This window comes from Alkaliphilus transvaalensis ATCC 700919, from assembly GCF_000621485.1.
GTDB classification, from domain to species: Bacteria; Bacillota; Clostridia; order Peptostreptococcales; family Natronincolaceae; genus Alkaliphilus; species Alkaliphilus transvaalensis.
On the sequence record NZ_JHYF01000021.1, the window covers coordinates 20,617 to 40,523 of the forward strand.

Annotated in this window: 28 protein-coding genes; all 28 read right to left on the reverse strand. The window is 40.7% G+C overall.

The annotated features are described in order from the left end of the window. Positions 1-21: 21 nt before the first annotated feature. Positions 22-177, reverse strand: coding sequence for a hypothetical protein (locus T335_RS22520; protein ID WP_169735938.1), 156 nt, complete (start codon positions 175-177; stop codon positions 22-24). Between the two features lie 11 nt (positions 178-188). Further along, on the reverse strand, positions 189-488 hold the full coding sequence (gpG, locus tag T335_RS0114380) for a phage tail assembly chaperone G (RefSeq protein WP_026478165.1): 300 nt from the start codon (positions 486-488) through the stop codon (positions 189-191). Positions 489-503: 15 nt separating this feature from the next. Next, complete coding sequence (locus tag T335_RS0114385; RefSeq protein ID WP_026478166.1) at positions 504-1,100, reverse strand: major tail protein; 597 nt, start codon at positions 1,098-1,100, stop codon at positions 504-506. Continuing rightward, the gene (locus tag T335_RS0114390; RefSeq protein WP_026478167.1) at positions 1,101-1,427 is read right to left on the reverse strand and encodes a hypothetical protein; all 327 of its coding nucleotides are present in this window, start codon (positions 1,425-1,427) and stop codon (positions 1,101-1,103) included. Further along, positions 1,424-1,786 (reverse strand): HK97-gp10 family putative phage morphogenesis protein, encoded by a 363-nt coding sequence (locus tag T335_RS0114395; protein ID WP_242837308.1) that lies wholly within the window; start codon positions 1,784-1,786, stop codon positions 1,424-1,426. Before T335_RS0114395 ends, T335_RS0114390 begins: the two co-directional genes overlap by 4 nt. A 1-nt stretch (position 1,787) precedes the next feature. Then, on the reverse strand, positions 1,788-2,114 hold the full coding sequence (locus T335_RS0114400) for a phage head closure protein (RefSeq protein ID WP_026478169.1): 327 nt from the start codon (positions 2,112-2,114) through the stop codon (positions 1,788-1,790). A gap of 4 nt (positions 2,115-2,118) precedes the next feature. After that, entirely contained in the window at positions 2,119-2,418 is a 300-nt protein-coding gene (locus T335_RS0114405; protein ID WP_026478170.1) for a head-tail connector protein, read from the reverse strand. Between the two features lie 16 nt (positions 2,419-2,434). Then, the gene (locus T335_RS0114410; protein ID WP_026478171.1) at positions 2,435-2,650 is read right to left on the reverse strand and encodes a Head fiber protein; all 216 of its coding nucleotides are present in this window, start codon (positions 2,648-2,650) and stop codon (positions 2,435-2,437) included. Between the two features lie 10 nt (positions 2,651-2,660). Next, positions 2,661-3,845, reverse strand: coding sequence for a phage major capsid protein (locus tag T335_RS0114415; RefSeq protein ID WP_026478172.1), 1,185 nt, complete (start codon positions 3,843-3,845; stop codon positions 2,661-2,663). A gap of 14 nt (positions 3,846-3,859) precedes the next feature. After that, positions 3,860-4,567 (reverse strand): head maturation protease, ClpP-related, encoded by a 708-nt coding sequence (locus T335_RS0114420; protein WP_026478173.1) that lies wholly within the window; start codon positions 4,565-4,567, stop codon positions 3,860-3,862. After that, positions 4,568-5,797, reverse strand: a complete 1,230-nt coding sequence (locus T335_RS0114425; RefSeq protein ID WP_026478174.1) for a phage portal protein — start codon at positions 5,795-5,797, stop codon at positions 4,568-4,570. It abuts the gene before it with no gap. Positions 5,798-5,832: 35 nt separating this feature from the next. Then, on the reverse strand, positions 5,833-7,425 hold the full coding sequence (locus tag T335_RS0114430; RefSeq protein WP_026478175.1) for a terminase large subunit: 1,593 nt from the start codon (positions 7,423-7,425) through the stop codon (positions 5,833-5,835). Further along, the gene (locus tag T335_RS0114435) at positions 7,425-7,898 is read right to left on the reverse strand and encodes a phage terminase small subunit P27 family (protein WP_026478176.1); all 474 of its coding nucleotides are present in this window, start codon (positions 7,896-7,898) and stop codon (positions 7,425-7,427) included. The genes T335_RS0114430 and T335_RS0114435 overlap by 1 nt, the downstream gene beginning before the upstream one ends. Positions 7,899-7,978: 80 nt before the next feature. Continuing rightward, positions 7,979-8,200 (reverse strand): DUF4314 domain-containing protein, encoded by a 222-nt coding sequence (locus T335_RS0114440; RefSeq protein WP_026478177.1) that lies wholly within the window; start codon positions 8,198-8,200, stop codon positions 7,979-7,981. Then, positions 8,190-8,648, reverse strand: coding sequence for a gamma-glutamylcyclotransferase family protein (locus T335_RS0114445; protein WP_026478178.1), 459 nt, complete (start codon positions 8,646-8,648; stop codon positions 8,190-8,192). The genes T335_RS0114440 and T335_RS0114445 overlap by 11 nt, the downstream gene beginning before the upstream one ends. A gap of 133 nt (positions 8,649-8,781) precedes the next feature. Continuing rightward, positions 8,782-9,672, reverse strand: a complete 891-nt coding sequence (locus tag T335_RS0114450; protein ID WP_026478179.1) for an amidoligase family protein — start codon at positions 9,670-9,672, stop codon at positions 8,782-8,784. A 111-nt stretch (positions 9,673-9,783) separates the two neighbouring features. Beyond that, positions 9,784-10,107: a DUF6329 domain-containing protein gene (locus tag T335_RS0114455; RefSeq protein ID WP_034328623.1), complete on the reverse strand. Its 324-nt coding sequence runs from the start codon at positions 10,105-10,107 to the stop codon at positions 9,784-9,786. Beyond that, complete coding sequence (locus tag T335_RS20875; protein WP_242837307.1) at positions 10,097-10,699, reverse strand: phage terminase small subunit P27 family; 603 nt, start codon at positions 10,697-10,699, stop codon at positions 10,097-10,099. Before T335_RS20875 ends, T335_RS0114455 begins: the two co-directional genes overlap by 11 nt. Before the next feature lie 249 nt (positions 10,700-10,948). Further along, complete coding sequence (locus tag T335_RS0114465) at positions 10,949-12,205, reverse strand: site-specific DNA-methyltransferase (protein WP_330371245.1); 1,257 nt, start codon at positions 12,203-12,205, stop codon at positions 10,949-10,951. Continuing rightward, positions 12,168-12,680, reverse strand: coding sequence for a hypothetical protein (locus tag T335_RS20880; RefSeq protein ID WP_051569340.1), 513 nt, complete (start codon positions 12,678-12,680; stop codon positions 12,168-12,170). The genes T335_RS0114465 and T335_RS20880 overlap by 38 nt, the downstream gene beginning before the upstream one ends. Before the next feature lie 277 nt (positions 12,681-12,957). After that, entirely contained in the window at positions 12,958-13,368 is a 411-nt protein-coding gene (locus T335_RS22955) for an HNH endonuclease (RefSeq protein ID WP_334291174.1), read from the reverse strand. Between the two features lie 138 nt (positions 13,369-13,506). Then, positions 13,507-13,869, reverse strand: coding sequence for a type II toxin-antitoxin system PemK/MazF family toxin (locus T335_RS0114480; RefSeq protein ID WP_026478183.1), 363 nt, complete (start codon positions 13,867-13,869; stop codon positions 13,507-13,509). A 9-nt stretch (positions 13,870-13,878) separates the two neighbouring features. Then, positions 13,879-14,370 carry a hypothetical protein gene (locus T335_RS0114485; protein ID WP_026478184.1) on the reverse strand — a complete coding sequence of 164 codons (492 nt, stop codon included), beginning with the start codon at positions 14,368-14,370 and terminating at the stop codon, positions 13,879-13,881. A 1-nt stretch (position 14,371) separates the two neighbouring features. After that, positions 14,372-15,715, reverse strand: coding sequence for a DEAD/DEAH box helicase (locus T335_RS0114490; RefSeq protein ID WP_026478185.1), 1,344 nt, complete (start codon positions 15,713-15,715; stop codon positions 14,372-14,374). Beyond that, positions 15,696-15,977: a VRR-NUC domain-containing protein gene (locus tag T335_RS0114495; RefSeq protein WP_026478186.1), complete on the reverse strand. Its 282-nt coding sequence runs from the start codon at positions 15,975-15,977 to the stop codon at positions 15,696-15,698. Before T335_RS0114495 ends, T335_RS0114490 begins: the two co-directional genes overlap by 20 nt. 253 nt (positions 15,978-16,230) lie before the next feature. Beyond that, positions 16,231-18,600 (reverse strand): virulence-associated E family protein, encoded by a 2,370-nt coding sequence (locus T335_RS0114500; RefSeq protein ID WP_026478187.1) that lies wholly within the window; start codon positions 18,598-18,600, stop codon positions 16,231-16,233. Further along, positions 18,597-19,007 carry a hypothetical protein gene (locus tag T335_RS0114505; protein WP_026478188.1) on the reverse strand — a complete coding sequence of 137 codons (411 nt, stop codon included), beginning with the start codon at positions 19,005-19,007 and terminating at the stop codon, positions 18,597-18,599. The genes T335_RS0114500 and T335_RS0114505 overlap by 4 nt, the downstream gene beginning before the upstream one ends. A 12-nt stretch (positions 19,008-19,019) precedes the next feature. Then, complete coding sequence (locus T335_RS0114510) at positions 19,020-19,793, reverse strand: phage antirepressor (RefSeq protein WP_026478189.1); 774 nt, start codon at positions 19,791-19,793, stop codon at positions 19,020-19,022. Positions 19,794-19,907: the final 114 nt, after the last annotated feature.

The following is a 19,907-nucleotide window of genomic DNA, read 5'->3' on the forward strand; positions in this document are numbered from 1 at the left end:
AAAATACACCTATTAAAGGTGTTATAGAATTTCATCAATATAGGTTTGCTCCGTAGCAATCTTCCGTTTAAGAAGCTTTAGATAATAGATGATGTCCATATTATCTATCTCATGAAGCTTCCACCCTTTATCTAAAAGAGCCAAATAAAACTCATCAATAAAATCTTGGGGATCCATGAAATTCCCCTCTATTCGTTTTTTTCATCACCTGCTGTAGCTTCACTCATTCCCCCTACAACTTCATTGATACAATTCATCATAGTTGGAATCAGCTCTTTTGAAGATAGACCGTCATAAACATCATCGATGGTAAATTTATTACTAAAAAGTTCCACAACAAATCCCACCATCTGATCCAGTTCCTCTGGACTCATATCATTAAAATTAATCCCTTTAGAGACCTCAATGGTCCTTCTCACCATTCTTGCTGAAATAAAATCTGTTACAAATGTTTTGTTCTTCCCATCTATTTTTAAAGTAATCTGCACCGATTATCCTCCTCTCTATTCACCAAGTCCACCATCTGGTTCTTCACCGTTACCTTCATCCAACGCATCTCCTGGTACTTTCTGAAACCAACTTTCAGCTCCGGTAAACTCTGGTGTTCCTTCATCGGCAGTTCTTTTCCACTCTCCGTCATAGGCCCTTGGCATAAAAACAAACTTTAGCCTCGGTGTTTTATGTTCCACATTGTCTTTTTTTGTCGAATAGTCCTCTGCCATAGGTTGGGCCACACCTTTTAAGAGCCAAACATATCTATATTTCCCATCTGATTTTTGACTTTTAAAGCCTAGTGCCACATGGGGTGGCTTATCAGTGGCCTTTTCAATTAAAACCCCATCCTTAACCTCACTACCTGTAAGCTTTCCTCTAACGCTTAGTGGAATATCTGCGGTTTCAACTTCAACATCAATCTTTCCAAGGGCTGATACAGACTCCCATAGCTGATCATCTGCATAAAGTTCCTGAGTATTGACTGTAGGGTTAATGGTGGCATTCATGGCGCCAGCTAAAGGTTTAATTTCACCATAAAGCACGCCTTCCCTTGTATCTTCTTCTAAAACAGCAAAGTGTAAATCTTTAAGTCCTACTTGAGCCATTTACTTCTCCTCCCTTCGATATCGCATCACTTTGTGATACACTTTTAAATCCTTTTCATAAAGGTCATAAAAATTCAGTTTAATAAATCCTGCTTGTTTCATGCATGAATGCACCTCTGATACTAGATCCGTAAAATCTGACTTTGTCCATAGATCTAGTTGAATATAATGTCCTGCTATTTTTTCTTCATCATCAGCATAGAGCTCTGACTTCTCTAAATAGGTAAAGAAGGTGATGTAGGTTTCAGCTTTTCCGCTATAAGTTTGATAAGCTACTGGAATATTTAAAGGACTAAGAGCTGTTAGAATATCTTTATTTAGACTCATAGCCCCAGCCCCTTTCTAATTTCTTCTGATATCTTATTCATAGCTTCATTTTTGGATTTTTCATAGCCTCTACCCATAAAGGGATTGGCCTTCAACTTCACTGTGCCAAATTCCACGAATCTACTATAAAATGCGTCATTCCCTGGTCCAACTTCCACATGTTTCATTCCATCTTTGGTTTTTACACCAGAGGTTTTGATGCTTTTCTTAAGAGTACCTGAACGGACAGGTGTTTCATTCTTTATGGCTTCTTCAACTACACTTCCCGCTTCCCTTAGGGCCTTATTTTCAATACGCTTACTTTGTTCTCCTAGTCTTTGAAGTTCATCCAGTAGCTCTTGTATCCCTTCAATTTCCATCTTAGCCACTTGGCATCACCTCCTGGGCTCTAACCTCTATAAACCTATTTTTATATTTGATATTATCGATGGCAATGATGTTATAGCGTTTTCCATTAAAACGAATCTCCATAGAAGGGTCAATTCCTTTTAGGTATCGGAAGGTGAATTTTACAGTATGCTCTGCCTTAACCTGTGCGGCTTCATAAAACTCCCTGCCATGAAGATTGCTGGCAGCTGACCATATCGATTTTACATCCTCCCAAGTTTCTATTTCAAAACCATTATGGTTAATGGCTATTGTCTTTTTTTGAAAGGTAATCCTATGTCTTAAAGCACCAATTTCCATAGCATCACCAGCTTTCTTTTCTAAGGCTATTTAACATGAGTTTCATCATATTGATGGTTTCTAAAATTCCTCCACTTTCATTTTTCATGTAGTGATGAGTCCCTTCTCTTTTTTCATACATATTGGCGATGCAGTAAAGCATAGCTTGTTTTACTAATACTGGGACTTCTTCCAATTCTGAAAGTGGATATCTTAAAATATCTTCACAAATATTTCTAGCGATTTCTATAAAGGAAGAGATGAGGGCATTTTCCTCATCACCTTCAACTCTTAGATAAAGTTTCACTTCTTCTAAAGGGATCATACCCTCACCTACCTTTCTACTTCATCAGTCCTGCAGCTTTTAACTTGGAAAGAAGGGCATTAAAATCAGCCACAATCCCTGCTACATCTTCAGCGTTACTATTTGCTTGAAGACTTGCCGGCTTTAATTCCTGCCCATTAAAAATGAGCTTGCCACCATCAATGATTACAAGCTCACCTTCAATGATTGTTCTTTCTCCGCCCTGCTCTGTATAATTCTTTACATTACTCATCAGGAGTCACCTACGCTTTCATTTGTAAGGTTTTTACTGCTTCTGGAAGAATAAGTTTTCCATCCACTCGCTGTGTTGCTTTAAACCCTACTTGTCCTGTTGCTGCATAGAGCTCGTTTAATCTTTGGAAACTTCTACCTTGCCTATCTGCAATCCAATAATAGGAGATATCTCCAAAGGCGATAGGTTTTGCCCCTGCTTCAATTAGTGGAACGTAAGCAGATGTCTTCACTGGACGGTTGAGAATAGTATCTGGTTGACCTGCTTGTACAGATGGCTGCCATAAATACTGTCCGTTTCCGTCTTTTAGTTTTCGAATCTCTTTAATGGTAGCATCATTGGTAATGAAAGTGGCTTTCTTTCTATATGGTGACTTTAGGGAATAAAAGAGGTCCATCAAGTCATCAAACTTTAAAGCAGCTGCAGTCGTAGTGTGACCTAGCTGGGCACTTCCAAATAGTCCTGTTGGCTTTCCATTTCCATCACCAATAATAAAGGCCTCTTCTTCCCTTTGCCCGATTCGTCTAGCAAACTCTTTTGCGATATAGGTTCCAAGGTTAAAGACACTGTCTTGTAGAAGTTCTTCTGAAACCTTAATCATAGTAGCCAGCTTATATGCCCCAATAGACATAATGCCAAAGCTATCATCAGACTCTGGAATTGGACCTTCCTCATCTACCCAAGATGCAGTTCCTTTAGATGCTACAACTGGAATTTTGCGATCCCCAGAAGAAGTTTTGATAATCTTAGCCAGACTTCTCATAAGGTTTTCTTCTTCTAGTGCTTCAATTAAAGTTCTTTCAAACTCATCTGGTGCAAGGTATCCACCTTCTGAATCTTCCCCAATTCTTAGTGAGTTTCTTACCGATTCAGTTGTTTGTCGCCTCATAGCATTCCAGAAGGCACTTTCATATTCCCTTGAGGCTCTACCTGTTTTTTCTGGTGAATAATTATTATCTGGTGTATTCCTAATTGCATTGGTTGTAGCCTTTGATAGCTCTAAATCAAGGGCTGCTTGTCTTTCAAGTCTCTCTACTTCTTTCCCAAGTGCTACCACTTCTGCTTCCATCTTTTCATAGGTAGCAGTGTCTTGAGGCGACAAAAGACCATTATCACCCCGCTTTTCGTCTAAGAAAGCCTTAGCCTGATCCCACACTTTTGCACGTTTTTCTCTTAGTTCTAATATTTTACTCATCTAAATCCCTCCATTTATTTAATAAGTTCGAGCCTTTTTGCCAGTTGATTGTAATCTGTTCCTTCCTCTTTTTGCTTTGCTCCATTTTGGGTTTGTGATTTTGATTTATTTAATCGCCCTAAAAAGTGGTTAGTCACCGTCATTTTGTCAAAGAGAAAACCATTTATGACAGCCTCTGGTATCTTTTCTTCTGTATACAGCACTTCATCACAGAACCCAAGCTCTAAGGCCTTTCCAGCACTCATCCAGGTTTCCTTATCCATCATGGCAGCAATCTTACTTCTTGAAAGACCCGTCTTATTTTCATAAGCATTTATGATACTTTCTTTTACCTCTGATAAAATCTCAATCCCCCGCTTCATATCAGAAACTTCACCCCATACAATAGTGGCCGGATTATGGATCATCAGCATGGCAGTTGGTGACATTAAAACTTCATTACCTGCCATAGCAATGACCGATGCTGCACTGGCGGCAATACCATCAATTTTTACGGTAACCTTACCTTCATATTCTTTTAGCATGGTATATATTTGAGAAGCCGCAAAACAGTCTCCCCCAGGGGAATTGATCCAAAGGGTTATATCTCCAATTTCAGCTTCAAGTTCTGCTTTAAATGTCTTAGGTGTCACATCATCATCAAACCAGCTCTCTTGGGCGATGTAGCCGTCTAAATAAAGGGTTCTCCCTTCTTCTGTGCTTACAAAGTTCCAAAACTTCATCTACTCCTCACTTCCTTTCTCAATTGAGTCCTTTTTAGCGTAGGCTCCAATGTCCTCAAGTTTTAGCATATTACCATTAACTGCATAGACATCTCCATGCTCGATACGATTTAAGTTTTCCAGTTCCCGTACATCATTAGGACTTAAAAACCCGTTTTGAATCCCGATGCTATAACCTTCCATTCTTGTCTTATAATCGCCTCGAAGGAGCCCTTCCACATTGAGTTTAAAGAAATAATCCTTTTTTTCCGTAGGTGATAACAATGTCTTTTTCATAGCCATCTCCCATCGAGAAAGCCAAGGGGTTAAAGTGTATTTTACAAACTCAAGGCTTTGCTGCTCGATGTTTGAGAAACTGGACTTTTCTAGATCTCCAATCATATGGGGAGGAATACGAAATATCCTGGCAATTTCATTAAGTTGAAACTTCCTCGTCTGAAGAAACTGACTCTGCTCCGGTGGAATAGTTATTGGTTTAAAGGAAAGTCCCTCCTCCAAGACAGCCACTCGATTAGCATTGTTACTGCCACCATAGACACTGTTCCAACTATCCCGTACCTTTGTAGGGTCCTTTAAAATACCCGGATGTTCTAAAACTCCACCGGGATTTGCTCCATTTTTGAAGTAGGTAGCACCATATTCCTCTGTTGCAATAGCCATTCCAATGGCTTGTTTTGCCATAGCAATAGGCGAGTGTCCCACTAAACCATCAAAGCCAAGTCCTGGAATGTGAAGTACTTCAAAGTTTCTTAGAATGTGTTCTTCATCATTCTTTTGATAGCTATAATAAATCTCACCACCCTCGCTTCGCTTAACCTCCATCTTTTCCGGCATTAGTGGGTATAACGCTATAACTTTTCCTCTACCATCTCTGATGACTTGGGCATAAGCATTTCCCCATAATAAAAGATGACCCATCAGTGTTTCTCTGAACACAAATGAAGTCATCTCATCATTAGGTGAATCATGTAAAAGGTTATATAGAGGGTGATCTATTGCTTTTTCCTTTCCCCTTTCAGTTCGGATGTAGGTATGAAGAGGTAGTGATGCAAGTGTCTCTGCTAGAATTCTTACACAGGCATACACCGCAGAAGTTTGCATTGCTGTCCTTTCATCCACATGTTTTCCACTACTCGTAGGGCCAAAGAAAAAAGCATAGGTACTCTCCCACATGCTGTTCTTTGGGTCTGCTCTTGAGTTAAAGATTTTAGATAAGATTGGTATTTTCAAATGTTATCACCTCCTGACTTGTATTTTATCTATCATTAAAAACTGATAAGACCCCTTTCATCATAAACGCTACCCCCATCATCTTTATTTCTAATGCATCTATCTAGGGCCATAATGGTGGCAACTATACCATCTATTTTCTCCACAGATTTTTCCTTGTCCGGCTTAATGTTTCCTGCGGGGTCTTGCCTCATGACCACATTTTGTGCCATCCACTTAAGGACTGGATGTCCACCATGGTTTATAGACCCTCCCATTAAAAGTTTATATAGTTCTTTACTCGGTGGCGACATATCTTTATACCCTTGACCGAAGGGAACAACTGTAAACCCCATATCCTCTAGGTTTTGAACCATTTGAGTAGCATTCCATCTATCAAATGCAATTTCTCTTACGTGGTACTTCTCTCCCAAACTCTCAATAAATTTTTCTATGAAACCATAATGAATAACATTTCCCTCTGTCGTTTGAATATAGCCCTGTTTTTCCCAAACATCATATAAAACGTGGTCCCTTCTGCATCTTAGCTCTAAGGTGTCCTCCGGTAACCAGAAAAAAGGCAAGACGATGTACTTCTCGTCTTCAGTTCTGGGTGGGAATACAAGAACAAAAGCAGTTATATCAGATGTGCTTGAAAGGTCTAGTCCTCCATAGCACTCTCTTCCTTTAAGTAAATCTATATCAATAGAAAGATTTCCTCGATCATAAATATGGTCGGGTATCCAACATACAGTTGCCGATGTCCACATATTAAGCCTTAGCTGTTTAAACACATTCTCTTCGGCTGGATTCTCTAAGGCATTTTTGTATGCTTCCCTAACCCGGTCAATGGATATCGTATGCCCAAGCGAAGGGTTAGACTTATACCAGTTTGCTTCATCATTCCAATCATCTTCTTCTGTCAAACCATAAACTATTGGATAAAAAGAGTGGTCTTTCTTTCTCCCTGCTTTTATATCAAGGGCTTTGCTGTGCAGCTCATAGCAAATGCTGTTTTTATCGGTTCCAGCGGTTGTAATAATAAAAAACAGGGGTTGTTCTCTGGCATCGCCAGAACCCTTTGTCAGAACATCATAAAGCTTTCTATTAGGCTGGGCATGAATTTCATCAAATACAAGTCCCGATACATTAAGTCCATGCTTTGTGGCGGTTTCCGCAGATAGAACTTGATAAAACCCTGTATTAGAATAGTTAACTATCCGCTTTGTAGCGGCGGTTATTTTTGAACGCTTAAGTAATGCTGGTGACATCTGAACCATCTGCTTGGCCACATCAAATACAATAGAGGCCTGTGATCTGTCACAAGCAGCACCATAAACCTCTGCGCTAGGCTCATTATCAGCATACAAGAGATAAAGGGCAATTGCTGCTGCAAGTTCAGATTTACCCTGTTTCTTTGGTATCTCAACATAAGCTGTTCTAAACTGACGTCTTCCCTGTGAATCTACAATGCCAAATATATCTCTTATAATCTGCTCCTGCCATGGCAATAAGAGAAAATTCTTCCCTGCCCACTTCCCTTTGGTGTGTTTTAGGTTTTCTATAAACGCAACTGCCCTATCGGCCTTTGCTTTATCATAATGAGACGTTTCAAGCATAAAGGGTGATGGGGTATATTTAAAACTCATTAAATATCACCCCTTAATAGCTTCTCCATTTCATCTGTTGGCTCTACCGATCCTTCTCCCGCTGCAATTCGACTTCTTGCAGATGGTGTAAGTCCAAACTGTTCACAGAACTTCAACATTATTTTAAGATTAGTCTGGGCGATGGAAACCTGTGGCACCTGCTGCAAATAACCGTTAGGTGTTCGTATCATAGTGCCATGCTGGGTAATAAATTCTTCTGCTTCCTTCCACCTTGCATAAGCCTGACAATATCCTGCAAATGCCGCCATGTCCATCTCCGTTAAAATACCCATCTGCTCCAGTATTTTACCCATACGCCTCCATTCTTTTTTAGCTTCTGCCTCTAGCCATGAAGGACAGCGGGGAGCTTTCTTTGGCGGTTTAGGTTCATTTGTATTAAGTGGTCTTTTCCCTGGGTTTCCCTCTAACTCTTTAAGGGCTGTTGGTTTTGGTTTTCTTCCTCTCTGTGCCATAAGTTCCACCTCCTCTCATTGGCTTATAACAGGAAAAAAGACCTCAGTAGAAGTCTTTCACTTGGTTTAAATCTGTGTTTTTACTCCTCAACCTTTCTGCAGCTGTCCTCGCCGTAAACAACACTAAGGTTACTACCATTATCCCAAGAAACCATAATGCTTCCTATATCATCTACACCGATTACAGTTCCCTGTGTTCCAGTGGGTGGTGCTTGCTGATCATTCATTTTTATGAGCTCTACTCTGGTTCCTGGTGGGTACTGTTTCCTTAATCTCTCTAGGATTTCTTTTCTAATTAACATCTTCATCCCCCTCTACCGAAGAATCCTCCAGTGCTTTTTCTAAGATGGCCTTGTCAAAACCAAATTTCTCATAAGCATCTTCAAGGGTTTTATAGTAATGGTAACTGGGCTGTCCTAGCTTCCTGTCATGATCCATCATGTAGACCATGCCTTGAATCTTCTCTCCATCAAGGTCTAACTCCAACCACTGCTTGTAGTAGAAGGTTGGGAAGCCTTCATAACGGTCAAGGTTATGTTCGTCTGTCGGTTCAATCTCCCAAAGAACCACTGGCACCTTCTGCCCTTTTGCTTTTTCAATGGTAGCATAGGCACCTGTCTTAGAACCTTTGAAGATAAGCCTGCAGTCTTTTACTTCTGACACACCTTTAAGTTTGGCCTTCGGACACCTGAAGGCCATTTGACCTTCATCCATGTTACTGCCGTAGGCGATATACAGTTTTGTTTTCATTTCTTTTCATCCTTTCTTCAAGGGCCATTCTTCCCCGCCAGCTTGGCCTGTGTCGGCTTTTCAGCCGCTTAGGGAACCCTACTACCACCTTAGGGGCGGTTCTCCCGCCCCGGTGAGCCTGTGGCTATTCATTTCATGCTACCTGTCTGAATGCAGAGTTCCCTTCAAGGTATTTTAGAAAATGGAGCCTGCAGGTTTTGAACTCCTCCCCGATAAGGCCAAGTCTTAGCATCCAACATCTGAATGTGTATTTCTCGTTGTCCGTCATCGTTCTTCTGGCGGATGCTTTCTTCTGACTTAGGGCTTGGTGGCTCACTGCCAGGCAAAACTGAATGTATGCCTTTATCTCGCCTGCATGGGTCGTGGAGTTGAAAAGCCTAAATTCTACAGTGCCCTTGGTAAAGGTAGCGTGTAAGTTGAGTCCATAATATCTGGTGGCGTTATAATGTCTATCTCTTCCGTAGGGATCCTCCGCGTACCAAATGTCTGAAAGCTCGCTCATGGTTTTTGGCTTTTTCTTGTTTATGGTTTCCAGTAGCTTCTCATTGGTTTTCTTGCAGTACCGGATTCTTCCTCGGTCTATCTTAAGCGCCTTATAAAGGATGTCTTCCTTACTGGCGATGATGTTGACAATGTTTCTTAAGGTTTGAGGGGTAAAGCGTTCTGCTCCAACATGGACATGTATCCCGCAGGAGTTGTTTACAATGGCGCCCTTGCGTCTTAGCTGCCTAACCAGTTCCTGCAGATCTTCTATATCCTCGTAGGTGAGAATTGGGCTAACCACCTCTGTTTTGTATTCATCACCGGCTGAAACTCTGCTTCTTCCCTTTTTCTTTTGAGGAACAATGCTTGAGTCATACATGGACTTCCAGGTTCTACCTTTGGTATCCTTAACCTCATAGGTCCTGTAGGATCCCCCTACGTAGATGTTTCTTGTTCCAAAGTAGTCTGCAATGACCTGACCTGCCTGTTCTCTCGTAATCCCCGTTAGTTCAATTTCAATTCCGAAGGTTTGCTTTTTCATCTAGCTCTCATCCTTTCTATCACCTGTGTTTTAACCGTTTTGGTAGTACTATATATCACTCTAAACACAGGTAATAGCAAGCTAAATGTGCATATAAAACGCATATATTTTCTATTCTTCTAGGGCAGTATATCGGCAATAATCATAGCCTTCATTATTGATTAGGACTCGCTCCCCGGTATCAGTATTGATTACCCGGATACATCTGATTTCTCCATTTTCATTGGATCCCCCATCAGACTTTTCAATCCAAGGTTGTTCTTGAAAAAAATCTTTTGAGAACTCCTTGAACTCTTCATCATTTAAAAGTACTTCTTTAGTCACCTTGTAAAAACTTCCTTGCTGGCTGTTTTTATTTGCGTAGAAGGTAGCTTCCTTTAGTTCCTTCAGGTCATTAAGCTTTCTCCCAAACAAGGCTCTCGGTCTATTGCTCATGTCCATCACCTTCTTTTTTCTCAAGGAGTCTAGCTTTGTGTTTCTCTGCATCCTCAGGAGTACGGAAGGCTGTGTGCCCTTTTAAGCCTTCAAGTAGGGCTTTCCTTGAGCCCTTTGCGCCTTTGCCTCCTAGGCCAATCCTGACCAGCCATACCCGAAGGTAGTATTTTTCATTTTCAGGTTCGCTGGCTTTTGGGCTTATTCGCTTCGCTTCTCTTGCATGGGCAACCATCATGGCAACCAATTCAACATAGGCTCGATTCTTTTCTGGATTTTCAGATGCTGGAAAGCTGAAGGTCACTTTATCATCCTCAACCCTCAGGCCTGATATAACTTCAGTACCTTCTACCTGAAGAATCTCAATTATGGCTTCCTTACTTTCAGGCAAATTGGTCTGCAAGGTTTTAATGAAGTCATCATGGACAAAAAAATGTTCTCTTCCTACAATTCGGTTTAATAAATATTGTTTGCTTCGTAGCATGAATATTAAATTCTGAAGCCCTAGTCCTTCCATATCCTCTATGGGTACGCTGACCTCCAGGCTCTCTAGTTCAGTTTCTACATATCCAAGTTCCTCTAAATGCGCTCTCATCCTTTCACCTTCCATCTCTGATTCACAGATAACCAAACCATCTCGGTCAATGGTGATATCCCCAACTTTATAAGCGAAGCTCGGGGGGCCAACATAGGATGGTTTCTCGTTTAGAAACTCTCCGATTTTGCTGACCAGCTCTTTTCGATTTTTACATTTAGTTTTAATTTGCATTGACTTATACCTCCTTTATTTTTGGTACTACATACATCACTCTAAAAGGTATATAAGTCAAGCATTCTGTGATATCTAATGGGATTCTTTCTCTAAGGTTTTATAAATCTCAGCATAAGTAAATCTCTTCCCATCTCTTAATAAAAATACATTCGACGAGTCCCCGGTAGTTTCAATGAATCGATTAACAATTACATCTGCAAACTTCTCATCCAGTTCTATTCCGTAGCAAATACGTCCAGTTTGTTCACAGGCTATAAGGGTAGATCCACTTCCTAGAAATGGGTCTAAAACAATGCAATTGCTCATAGAAGAATTTTTAATCGGATAGGCCATTAATGCCACTGGCTTCATAGTTGGGTGTTCTTTAGATGATCTTGGTCGATCATATTCCCAAATGGTGGTCTGCTTTCTGTCCGAATACCATTGATGCCTACCGCCCTTCTTCCATCCAAAAAGACATGGTTCATGCTGCCATTGATAAGGAGAACGCCCCAGCACCAGTGAGTTCTTCTTCCAGATGCAGCAGCCTGATAGATAAAAACCTGCATCTGTGAAGGCTTTTCTAAAATTAAGCCCTTGGGTATCCGCATGGAACACATATATGGAAGCGTCTGTCTCCATACTTTGCTCCATATTCACAAAGGCTGAAAATAGAAATTTGTAAAAGTCTGCATCAGGCATATTATCGTTTTGAATCTTGCCTGCAGTTTCTTCCACATTCACATTGTAAGGAGGGTCTGTCACGACAATGTTGGCCTTATTCCCGTCCATTAAAGCTGTATAGGTTTCTGGTAAAGTTGAATCACCACAGATGACTCTATGCCTTCCTAGTAACCAAACGTCACCCTTTATTGTCATCGTGGGTTTCTTCAACGCTTCATCTACATCAAAATCATCTTCTTTGATATCTTTGTTATGAACTTTAGAAAAGAGTTGTTCTATCTCTGGTGCTTCAAAGCCCGTAAAATCAGTATTGAATTCTGCAGTCTGTAAATCTACAAGTAAATCTGCAAGAAGTTGTTCATTCCAAGCACCTGTGATTTTATTAAGGGCGATATTAAGGGCTTTTACTTTGTTCTCATCTTCAATTTCTACAACAACACACTGGACTTCTTCATAGCCTAAATCCCTTAAGACAGTCAGCCTTTGATGCCCGCCAATTACTGTCATATCGTAATTAACAATGATAGGCTCAACGTATCCAAATTCAAGGATGGAATTTTTGATTTTCTCGTATTCCTTATCTCCCGCTTTCAGCTTCTTCCTCGGATTATATTCTGCTGGTTTCAGTTCATCTACAGGTATCGATTTCCATTTCATTTGACTCATTTTTCTCCTCCTCACTTTTGGAAGGACTAACATAGGGTGCTCTTCCTTCCTCCTTTCTCCAAAACCTATCATGTACATAGCAGGTGTGGCTGCAATACTTTCTGTTCTTATTTCCATAGACGGTGAAGGTGTCACCACAATAGGCGCAATTTTTATCATAGAATGCTGTTTCCTTGCGCTGAATGCTATCAGAATGCTCAGCCCACCATTCGCGTCTACAACTATCTGAGCAAAACTTTCTCTTTCGTCCTGTAGCTGGCTGTTTAAGTTCTTTACCACAGCTAAGACAAGCTTTCCCCTGCTGCATTTGTTCCTTCATGTTTATAGTCAACTCTGAAGCTAAACCATCTAGTCCATGGGTTTTACAATAATTTCTTACAATATCTCTTGAAAGCCCGATAACTGAAGCAATGGCACGATATCCTACACCCCTCATTCGAAGTTCCCGTATTTGTTTAGCTTGAAAATCTGTCATTGCTTCACATCCTTTCGTTAATTAATTGCATAAAAAATGCCGCAAAACTCTGCGTTTAGCAGATGTTTTACAGCATTTAAGATAATCTTTTAGCGTAACTATCAAAATAATTCTACCTCTATCACCTTTGTCGTTTCGCTATTTCTTATAGTTTTTGTAGGCGTTTAAGCCCTTTTGGGGTATCCCCCCTATTTAATTCTGCGTTTTTTCACGCGAGAGGGGGCGGCGGTCTCCGTCTGAAAAGGCCCTAGAGATTCAACCTCCCCTAGGGGGGTATTTAGTACTTAAACTCCTGGTATCTATCTTCAGTCATCGTCTTTTTATCGTGACAGGACTTGCACAGTGCCTGCCAGTTACTTTCATCCCAGAATAATTTTTTATTTCCTCTATGAGGAACAATGTGATCGACTACAGCAGCTTTCTGATACTTCCCTTTCGCTACACACTTCACACAAAGTGGATGCGCCTTTAGGTATCTAGCCCTCGCTTTTCTCCACCGACCATCATAACCTTTCTCTTTAGTGGTCCTTGCATAGGATCGGTGTTGCATAGTGTGTTCTTCACAATACTTGGACCCGGCAGGAATAAGTCTGTTACAGCCTGGATGCTTACATGGTATATTAGGCCTTCTAGGCATAGTTTTCTCTCCTTTCATATGTACGGATGCGTGAAAGGATGAAAGACGCATCCGACCATAGAAAAAGAGCCCAGGGGAGAACCCAGACTCTCTATACTTCTTGGCAATTATAATTATATAGCAAAAGAAATGACATTACAGTACACCTTTAGTACACCTTTGGTAAACCATTTTGACAAAATAAAGCTATTAATTAAATTTATCAAATGCCCCAATTTGAATCTGAATAGCTTTAGTTATTTTCTTCATGATTGCTTTACTAGCTATATTACCCCGTTTTTCTAGTAATCTATTTTTATCAATGCTATCCACTTGTTCTGCAAGGGCCACGCTAGGAGATTTCAACCCGCTTCCAGATGAAGCTGGTATATATACATGTGTAGGTAAGAATTTCTTTTTAATTCTAGAAGTCAGCGGTACAATTGTTATAACTGGTGAATGGATATTTGCTTTGTTGTTGCTGACTATAACTACAGGTCGGACTCCTAATTGTTTCTTAGATTTTTTATTATCTCCAAAGTCTACAAAATAGACATCTCCTCGCTTACACATCCAATCACCTCAACTCAATATATACTCTGCCATCTCCTTTTCGTTAATGGCATACAGGATTTCAAGTTCGCGGATGGCTTTCTTACGATATTTAGCTACCATGGTTCTGCTTATGTGATACTTGCAGGCAAGATCATCCCAGGTTAAACCACCTATAACCATATCCCATATAAACTCTGATAAATTTCCGCTTAATGCTGCAATAGCCGATTCAAAGAAGATGATCTCCTCAGAAATAATGGCATATTTCTTTTCAAGATGCTCCTGCCATTCTTGATTCATCTTCTGCATTTTATCCTTATAGGTTATGGCAATATTGGCGGTCTTTTCAGAAACTCCACTGGTTTGAACACGTTCACCTTCAGGATGATTAAAATACATGGACTCAATCATTTCTGTTTCTGTTATGCCAGTAAAATTTCGAAGCTGATGCTCTAGACATGTCCGCTCCATAATCAGTTGCGGGTAATCTCTTATTATCTTCTCTATCCTTTCGCTCATATTAGCTCCCTCCAATTCTGGCTTTTACAGCTGCAATTAAAGCGGACTGTTTCATATCCTTGTTTTCTAGTACTTTCATCACATCTTCATCATGGGTATCTTTTGTAACGATATGTTGAATTACCACCGTATGTTTTTGACCTTGCCGCCAAAGCCTAGCATTAAGTTGCTGATAGAGCTCCAAGGACCAAGTCAGTCCAAACCAAATGACAGTGGATCCACCCTCTTGAAGGTTTAGTCCATGTCCTGCAGATGCTGGATGAATTAGGGCCACTGGGATTTCTCCTGCATTCCAATCATCAATGTCCCTTGAAGTTTGAATGGTCCTCACATCAAAACGCTTTGAGATTCTCTCCAAATCATGCTTGTACCAATAAGCAACCAACAGAGGTTTGCCGTTTGCTGCTTCAATTAAATCCTCTAAAACGTCCAGTTTTTTATCATGAATCGGAACAACCTTCTTGTTTTCTCCATAAACCGCTCCATTAGCCATTTGTAAAAGTTTATTTGAAAGCCCCGCTGCATTTATTGCATCTATTTCTTCACCTTGAAGTGTTATAATCATGTCTCGCTTGAATTCCTCATACAGTTCTTTTTCCTTCTTATCCATGGACACTTCAATTCGATTACTGATCTTATCAGGCATATCAAGAAAATCTACCGCTTTCATGGAAATACAAATATCGTTAATTAATCTGTAGATACTTTCTTCTGCTCCATCACGTGGTTTGTAAGAATAAATAATTTCTTTGTTTCGTTTATCAGGTTTAAAAAAACGATCACGATAACCTCCAATAAATCTTCCTAGTCTTTCCCCCTTATCTAAAAGATACATCTGTGGCCAAAGGTCCAATAGTGAATTTGGTGCCGGAGTTCCCGTTAAGCCGATGACTCTTTGCACTATCGGTCTTACTTTCTTCAGGGCTTTGAACCTTTGAGCTTTATTAGATTTAAAGCTTGATAGTTCATCGATTACCAGAGTGTCAAAATCCCATTTATAGTTTTCAACAAGCCATGCAACATTTTCTCTGTTGATGATATAGATGGCAGCTTTTTTCTCTAGGGCTTCTTCTCTCTGCTTCTTACTTCCTAACACCAGTGAATGTGTTAGTCCCGTTAAATGTTCCCATTTTTTCAGTTCCTTTGGCCATGTGTCTTCAGCTACCCGTTTTGGTGCAATCACCAGAATCTTACCGATATCAAAACTGTCCAGTGCCAATAACCACAGGGCAGTAAGGGTTACCACCGTCTTGCCTAAACCCATATCCAACATCAAACAACAGATGGGATGATTCAAAATAAAGTCTCTAGCATATTCCTGATAATTATGAGGTTTGTATTTCATCTAAAACACCTCCAATCATTTTAGGATCATCAATGCAGTACACCCTAAATCCTAATGCTCTCAACTGCTTTGCTCTTTTTGTTTGAAGCGGTCTCATCTTCTTCCCAGGTGCTTTTAATTCCACAAATGCTAACCTTCCACCCGGGAAAAGTACCAAGCGGTCCGGCACCCCAGCTAGACCGGGTGATACGAATTTAACCGCCAACCCTCCACGCTTTTTTACCTCAGTTACAAGCTTTCTCTCAACCATACTTTCTAGCAAAAGACCAACTCCCCTCTCTACTCTTGCCCACGTGCCATGCCTATCCCCTTTTTCTCCTTACGCGCGTATACGTGTATATACGTGCTTATTACCTATAATTACCATACTCTTAATGCTCATCATAGTTTTTTATAGGCACGATAGGCACAGCACCACCCTAGCACCCAGTTTTACTACCGTCTTGGCTGTGCCTTTCTCCGTGCCTTCTATTTTCAAGGCAATCTGGGCATGTGCCTAACTCGTGCCCTCGTGCCTATCCACTCTTTCTAATAAATGTCTTTTGAGGACCATAGAGGGGGTAATAAGCTTTCCCTGTTTTATTAGAATCGAGTTTTTGCCACCCACCTATTCGGTTCAAAATACCTTCAATTTCATAGGAGTCGGTCCGTTTAAGATTCTGTCTTTCTTTACCAAAGCACTCGCACCAAATTTCCATAATACACACCTTGTCTCGCTTCTCTACTCCAGTGGACACACCACCATCAAACTCACTGCCTGATAGGAAACTCCTTCTCTGATAAAGATCCATCTTGGACCAATCCTCCGGTAGCAACTTCTCAAGGTACTCGATGATAATCCCTTCCCTATCATCTGCTTCCATGGATTGTTGTTGTGCTTCATAAGCCTGAAGTGCCACATCACCTTTTAAGAACAGTTCTTCGCCTTCCTTATAGCGTTCAATAGCTTCAGCCCAAACCTGGTCCACATCCTTTAGATCCCAAGCGTTGTACTTTCCTTTTCCTGTCACATACACTGGCCAAAATCTTCTATTACCGGTGATGTCTCTGAGGAAGCCACTTTCTGAATTTGTCGAACCAACGATAATGTTTGCTCTCGGATGACTTTCAACATTGACACCATAAGATTGTCTGAATTTATCATCAGTCCTTGTAATAAAGGATTTGACTGTTTCAACATCTACTTTCTTAATACCAGCAAGCTCCCCTAGTTCAAGAATCCAGTATCCTTGAAGCTTCTCGGCAGCAGTCTTATCCTTCATATCTGCAATGGATAAACTATCTGAATACCACTCTTTACCCAGTATTGAAAAGATTGTAGACTTGCCTATACCTTGTGGTCCATTAAGAACCAAGATAGAATCAAACTTCTTACCTGGCTCATATACTCTGGCTACCGCAGCACATAGAGTCTTTCTTGTTACAGCCCTTACAAAAGCAGTATCTTCTGCTCCAAGATAATCAATTAAAATTGTATCAAGCCTTTCCACACCATCCCACTCTAAGGTTTCAAAGTAATTCTTTATGGGATGGTAGGTTCGCTCCGCTGATGCAACTGCCAATAACGCATCCTTAAATTTGGTAGGTGACCAAATACCATATACCCTTTCAAAATACACTTTGGCACAGGCCAAATCTGCATCTCCCCAGCCGGATTTAACCTGTTTCCAAGGAAGCTCACCTACTACATCTAGAATACTTTTAAATTCGTTATAGACGATAGGCTTTAGATTTACATCATGACGGATAATCTGCACGATATTCGTAAGAGTATCTTTGACCTTCCCTTGCTTGTCTAACTCCAGTAGAGTTTGCCAATTACCCTCATCGACATCTTCAAATTCCTCTCTGACCAGCTGATCCCGCTCTTCTGCCAGCTGCACCTTCACCTTTTCATCTGCTACCGCAAATTCCTGCATAGCCTTAAAGGAGGGAAGCTTAACAGGATCTGTTCCTTCAGATGAACGTTCATCTAAATGTCCAAATTGGTGTATCCTCACCACATCAAATGCGTTCATAAGCTTACCGCAAGCTGGGTCTGTTGCATGATGGCTATAGGCATACTTGTCATCGTAAATCACCACTCCAGCTTGAGAATCAGCTGGGATATAGTCATAGCGCTCCGGCATGGCACTTTTCTTATAAACATCCGTTAGGAATGTATCGAGGGCTTCTGTCACAGAGTAGGTTCTACAAAACGCTCCAATGGTCCCCGGCTTTTCAAGAGGATCTGCTTGTTTCTTTACTTCCCTTTGTACTACAGCATGCTGTCTTTTGGAAACAGGCCACTCCGAGGAATCTCGCCAATTCTTATACCTTGAAAGAATGGTATCTGGATCAAGCAGTTCTCCTTCGATTTCTTTAAAGACAAACTCACCATCTGCAGATGTTGATGGCCAATACATCAATCTACTTGGCTCATAGGTAGTGTCATCAAAGAGTTCAATCCCTATATCGTCTGCAACTTTTCTGGCTACCGCAGAGTATTCATCTGGTGAAACTTCCCTTGTCAGCGGAATAATTAATCGCAGCCTTGGCTTTTCAGGAGTGTGCTTATGTGTAGAATAGAGCCAACACTTAAAGGAAAAGAACATCTCAATCTGGTCCATAATATCTGTTTCAGCATAGTCCATATCAAGACAAAGCCCTGAACGGGAGAGGACATGATCTTTCTTCCTTCTCCCATTCTTTAAGGTCCCCAGGACAAAGCCACCAACATCCTTGATATCATCCTGCTTGGCCTTACTAAGCTTTTTATATTGAGCCACAGTTTCAGCGGTTCTTTTGGTTGTTGCTATCCGATCACGAAACTCATCTAGATCCATTTCTGTTAGGTTCCACTTTTTATCCATACGGGAGTTACCCGTACACAATCGGATTCTCATCGACTATCCCTCCCCATCTCAAATATCTCTCTGTTCCTTTTGATGCGCTGGTGCAATCGCCTCGCTTCTTTAAACTTGGAAAGGTACTCTCGATGCTCCTTAGAGTTTTCCGGATAAGAAGAAGCTTTGTCGGCATATTTACTCATTTTGGAGTAATACATCCTCTCCTTACCCTGAAGGTACTTTTGCAATCTATCTTTATCTGACTCAGTTGAGTAACGATGGATAAGGGAACATACCTTTCTTGCCTTATCCAAAGTGCATGGAAAAAAGTAATCCAGATTGATTTCCATGTAACCTGTTGGATAGACTATCTTCAACACCTTCATACTTTCTTCAGCTCTACGCACTCCCTCATATGCGGTCGGGTCATAGTACCCTTCCGCATTGTATTTGCTTATCCCCAATTGGAACACCTCCTATGCGCTCTGCTTTCTTTCAATTACCGGTAGAAGGTTTCTCTTATTTTTCAGCAAGTCATAAAGGAACAAGCGTCCTTTCTGCGTCCAGTAGGTATGCATCCTGCTTCTCTCAGCATCTATGGCAAAGGTTCTTGACTGGGTGTATCCTTGGTCTGCATAACCTTGATACAATAACCAGGTATTTCCCTGTTTATATTGAACCCCCAGCTCATGAAGCATTTTATTGAAGGCTTTTCCTGACATGCCATAGTCCTTCGCAATCTGAGAGATAGGCATAAGACTCTTGTTTTGAAGAATCAAATCATAGTAGCTAGCTTTTGGCTTAAGCTCTCCGATAATTTGTTTACTCTTGGCATTTTCAAGTTCAAGCCTTTTGATTCTTTCCCTCTCAGCTTTTAGTTCCTCTAGCGCTGATATAAATAAGTCTGGGTTGTTGAGTAATTCATCCTTAGCATAAAGCCCATGCTTTCTAACAGTTGGAATCACTTCATCAAACACCCAACGCTCAAACTTCTCAGCTGATGGCAACTTGCTGTTTACAATTAAGCGATAAAGATCTCCTTCCGGGATGAAAAGCATCTGTTGAGTACCACCATTCGTAGGTACTTCCATTTTGGAAACCCCTTTGCAGTGTGTATTAACAGCCTTACTGGGAATCACATATCCCAGGGCTTTAGCCACATCACTTCCACAAAAAAGAGTCTTTCCTTCATGTTCTAAAGTTCTTACTTCACCAAAATCATTATTTTTGAAAATAGTTATATTTGTCATAAGGGCATTCCTCCTAATCTTTTTTATATTATCATCAGGTTTACATTATCCTCAACAAATACAAAATTCTTTGAAATTCCAAATGTTTTTCTGCAAATGTTGAGGATAAAAAAT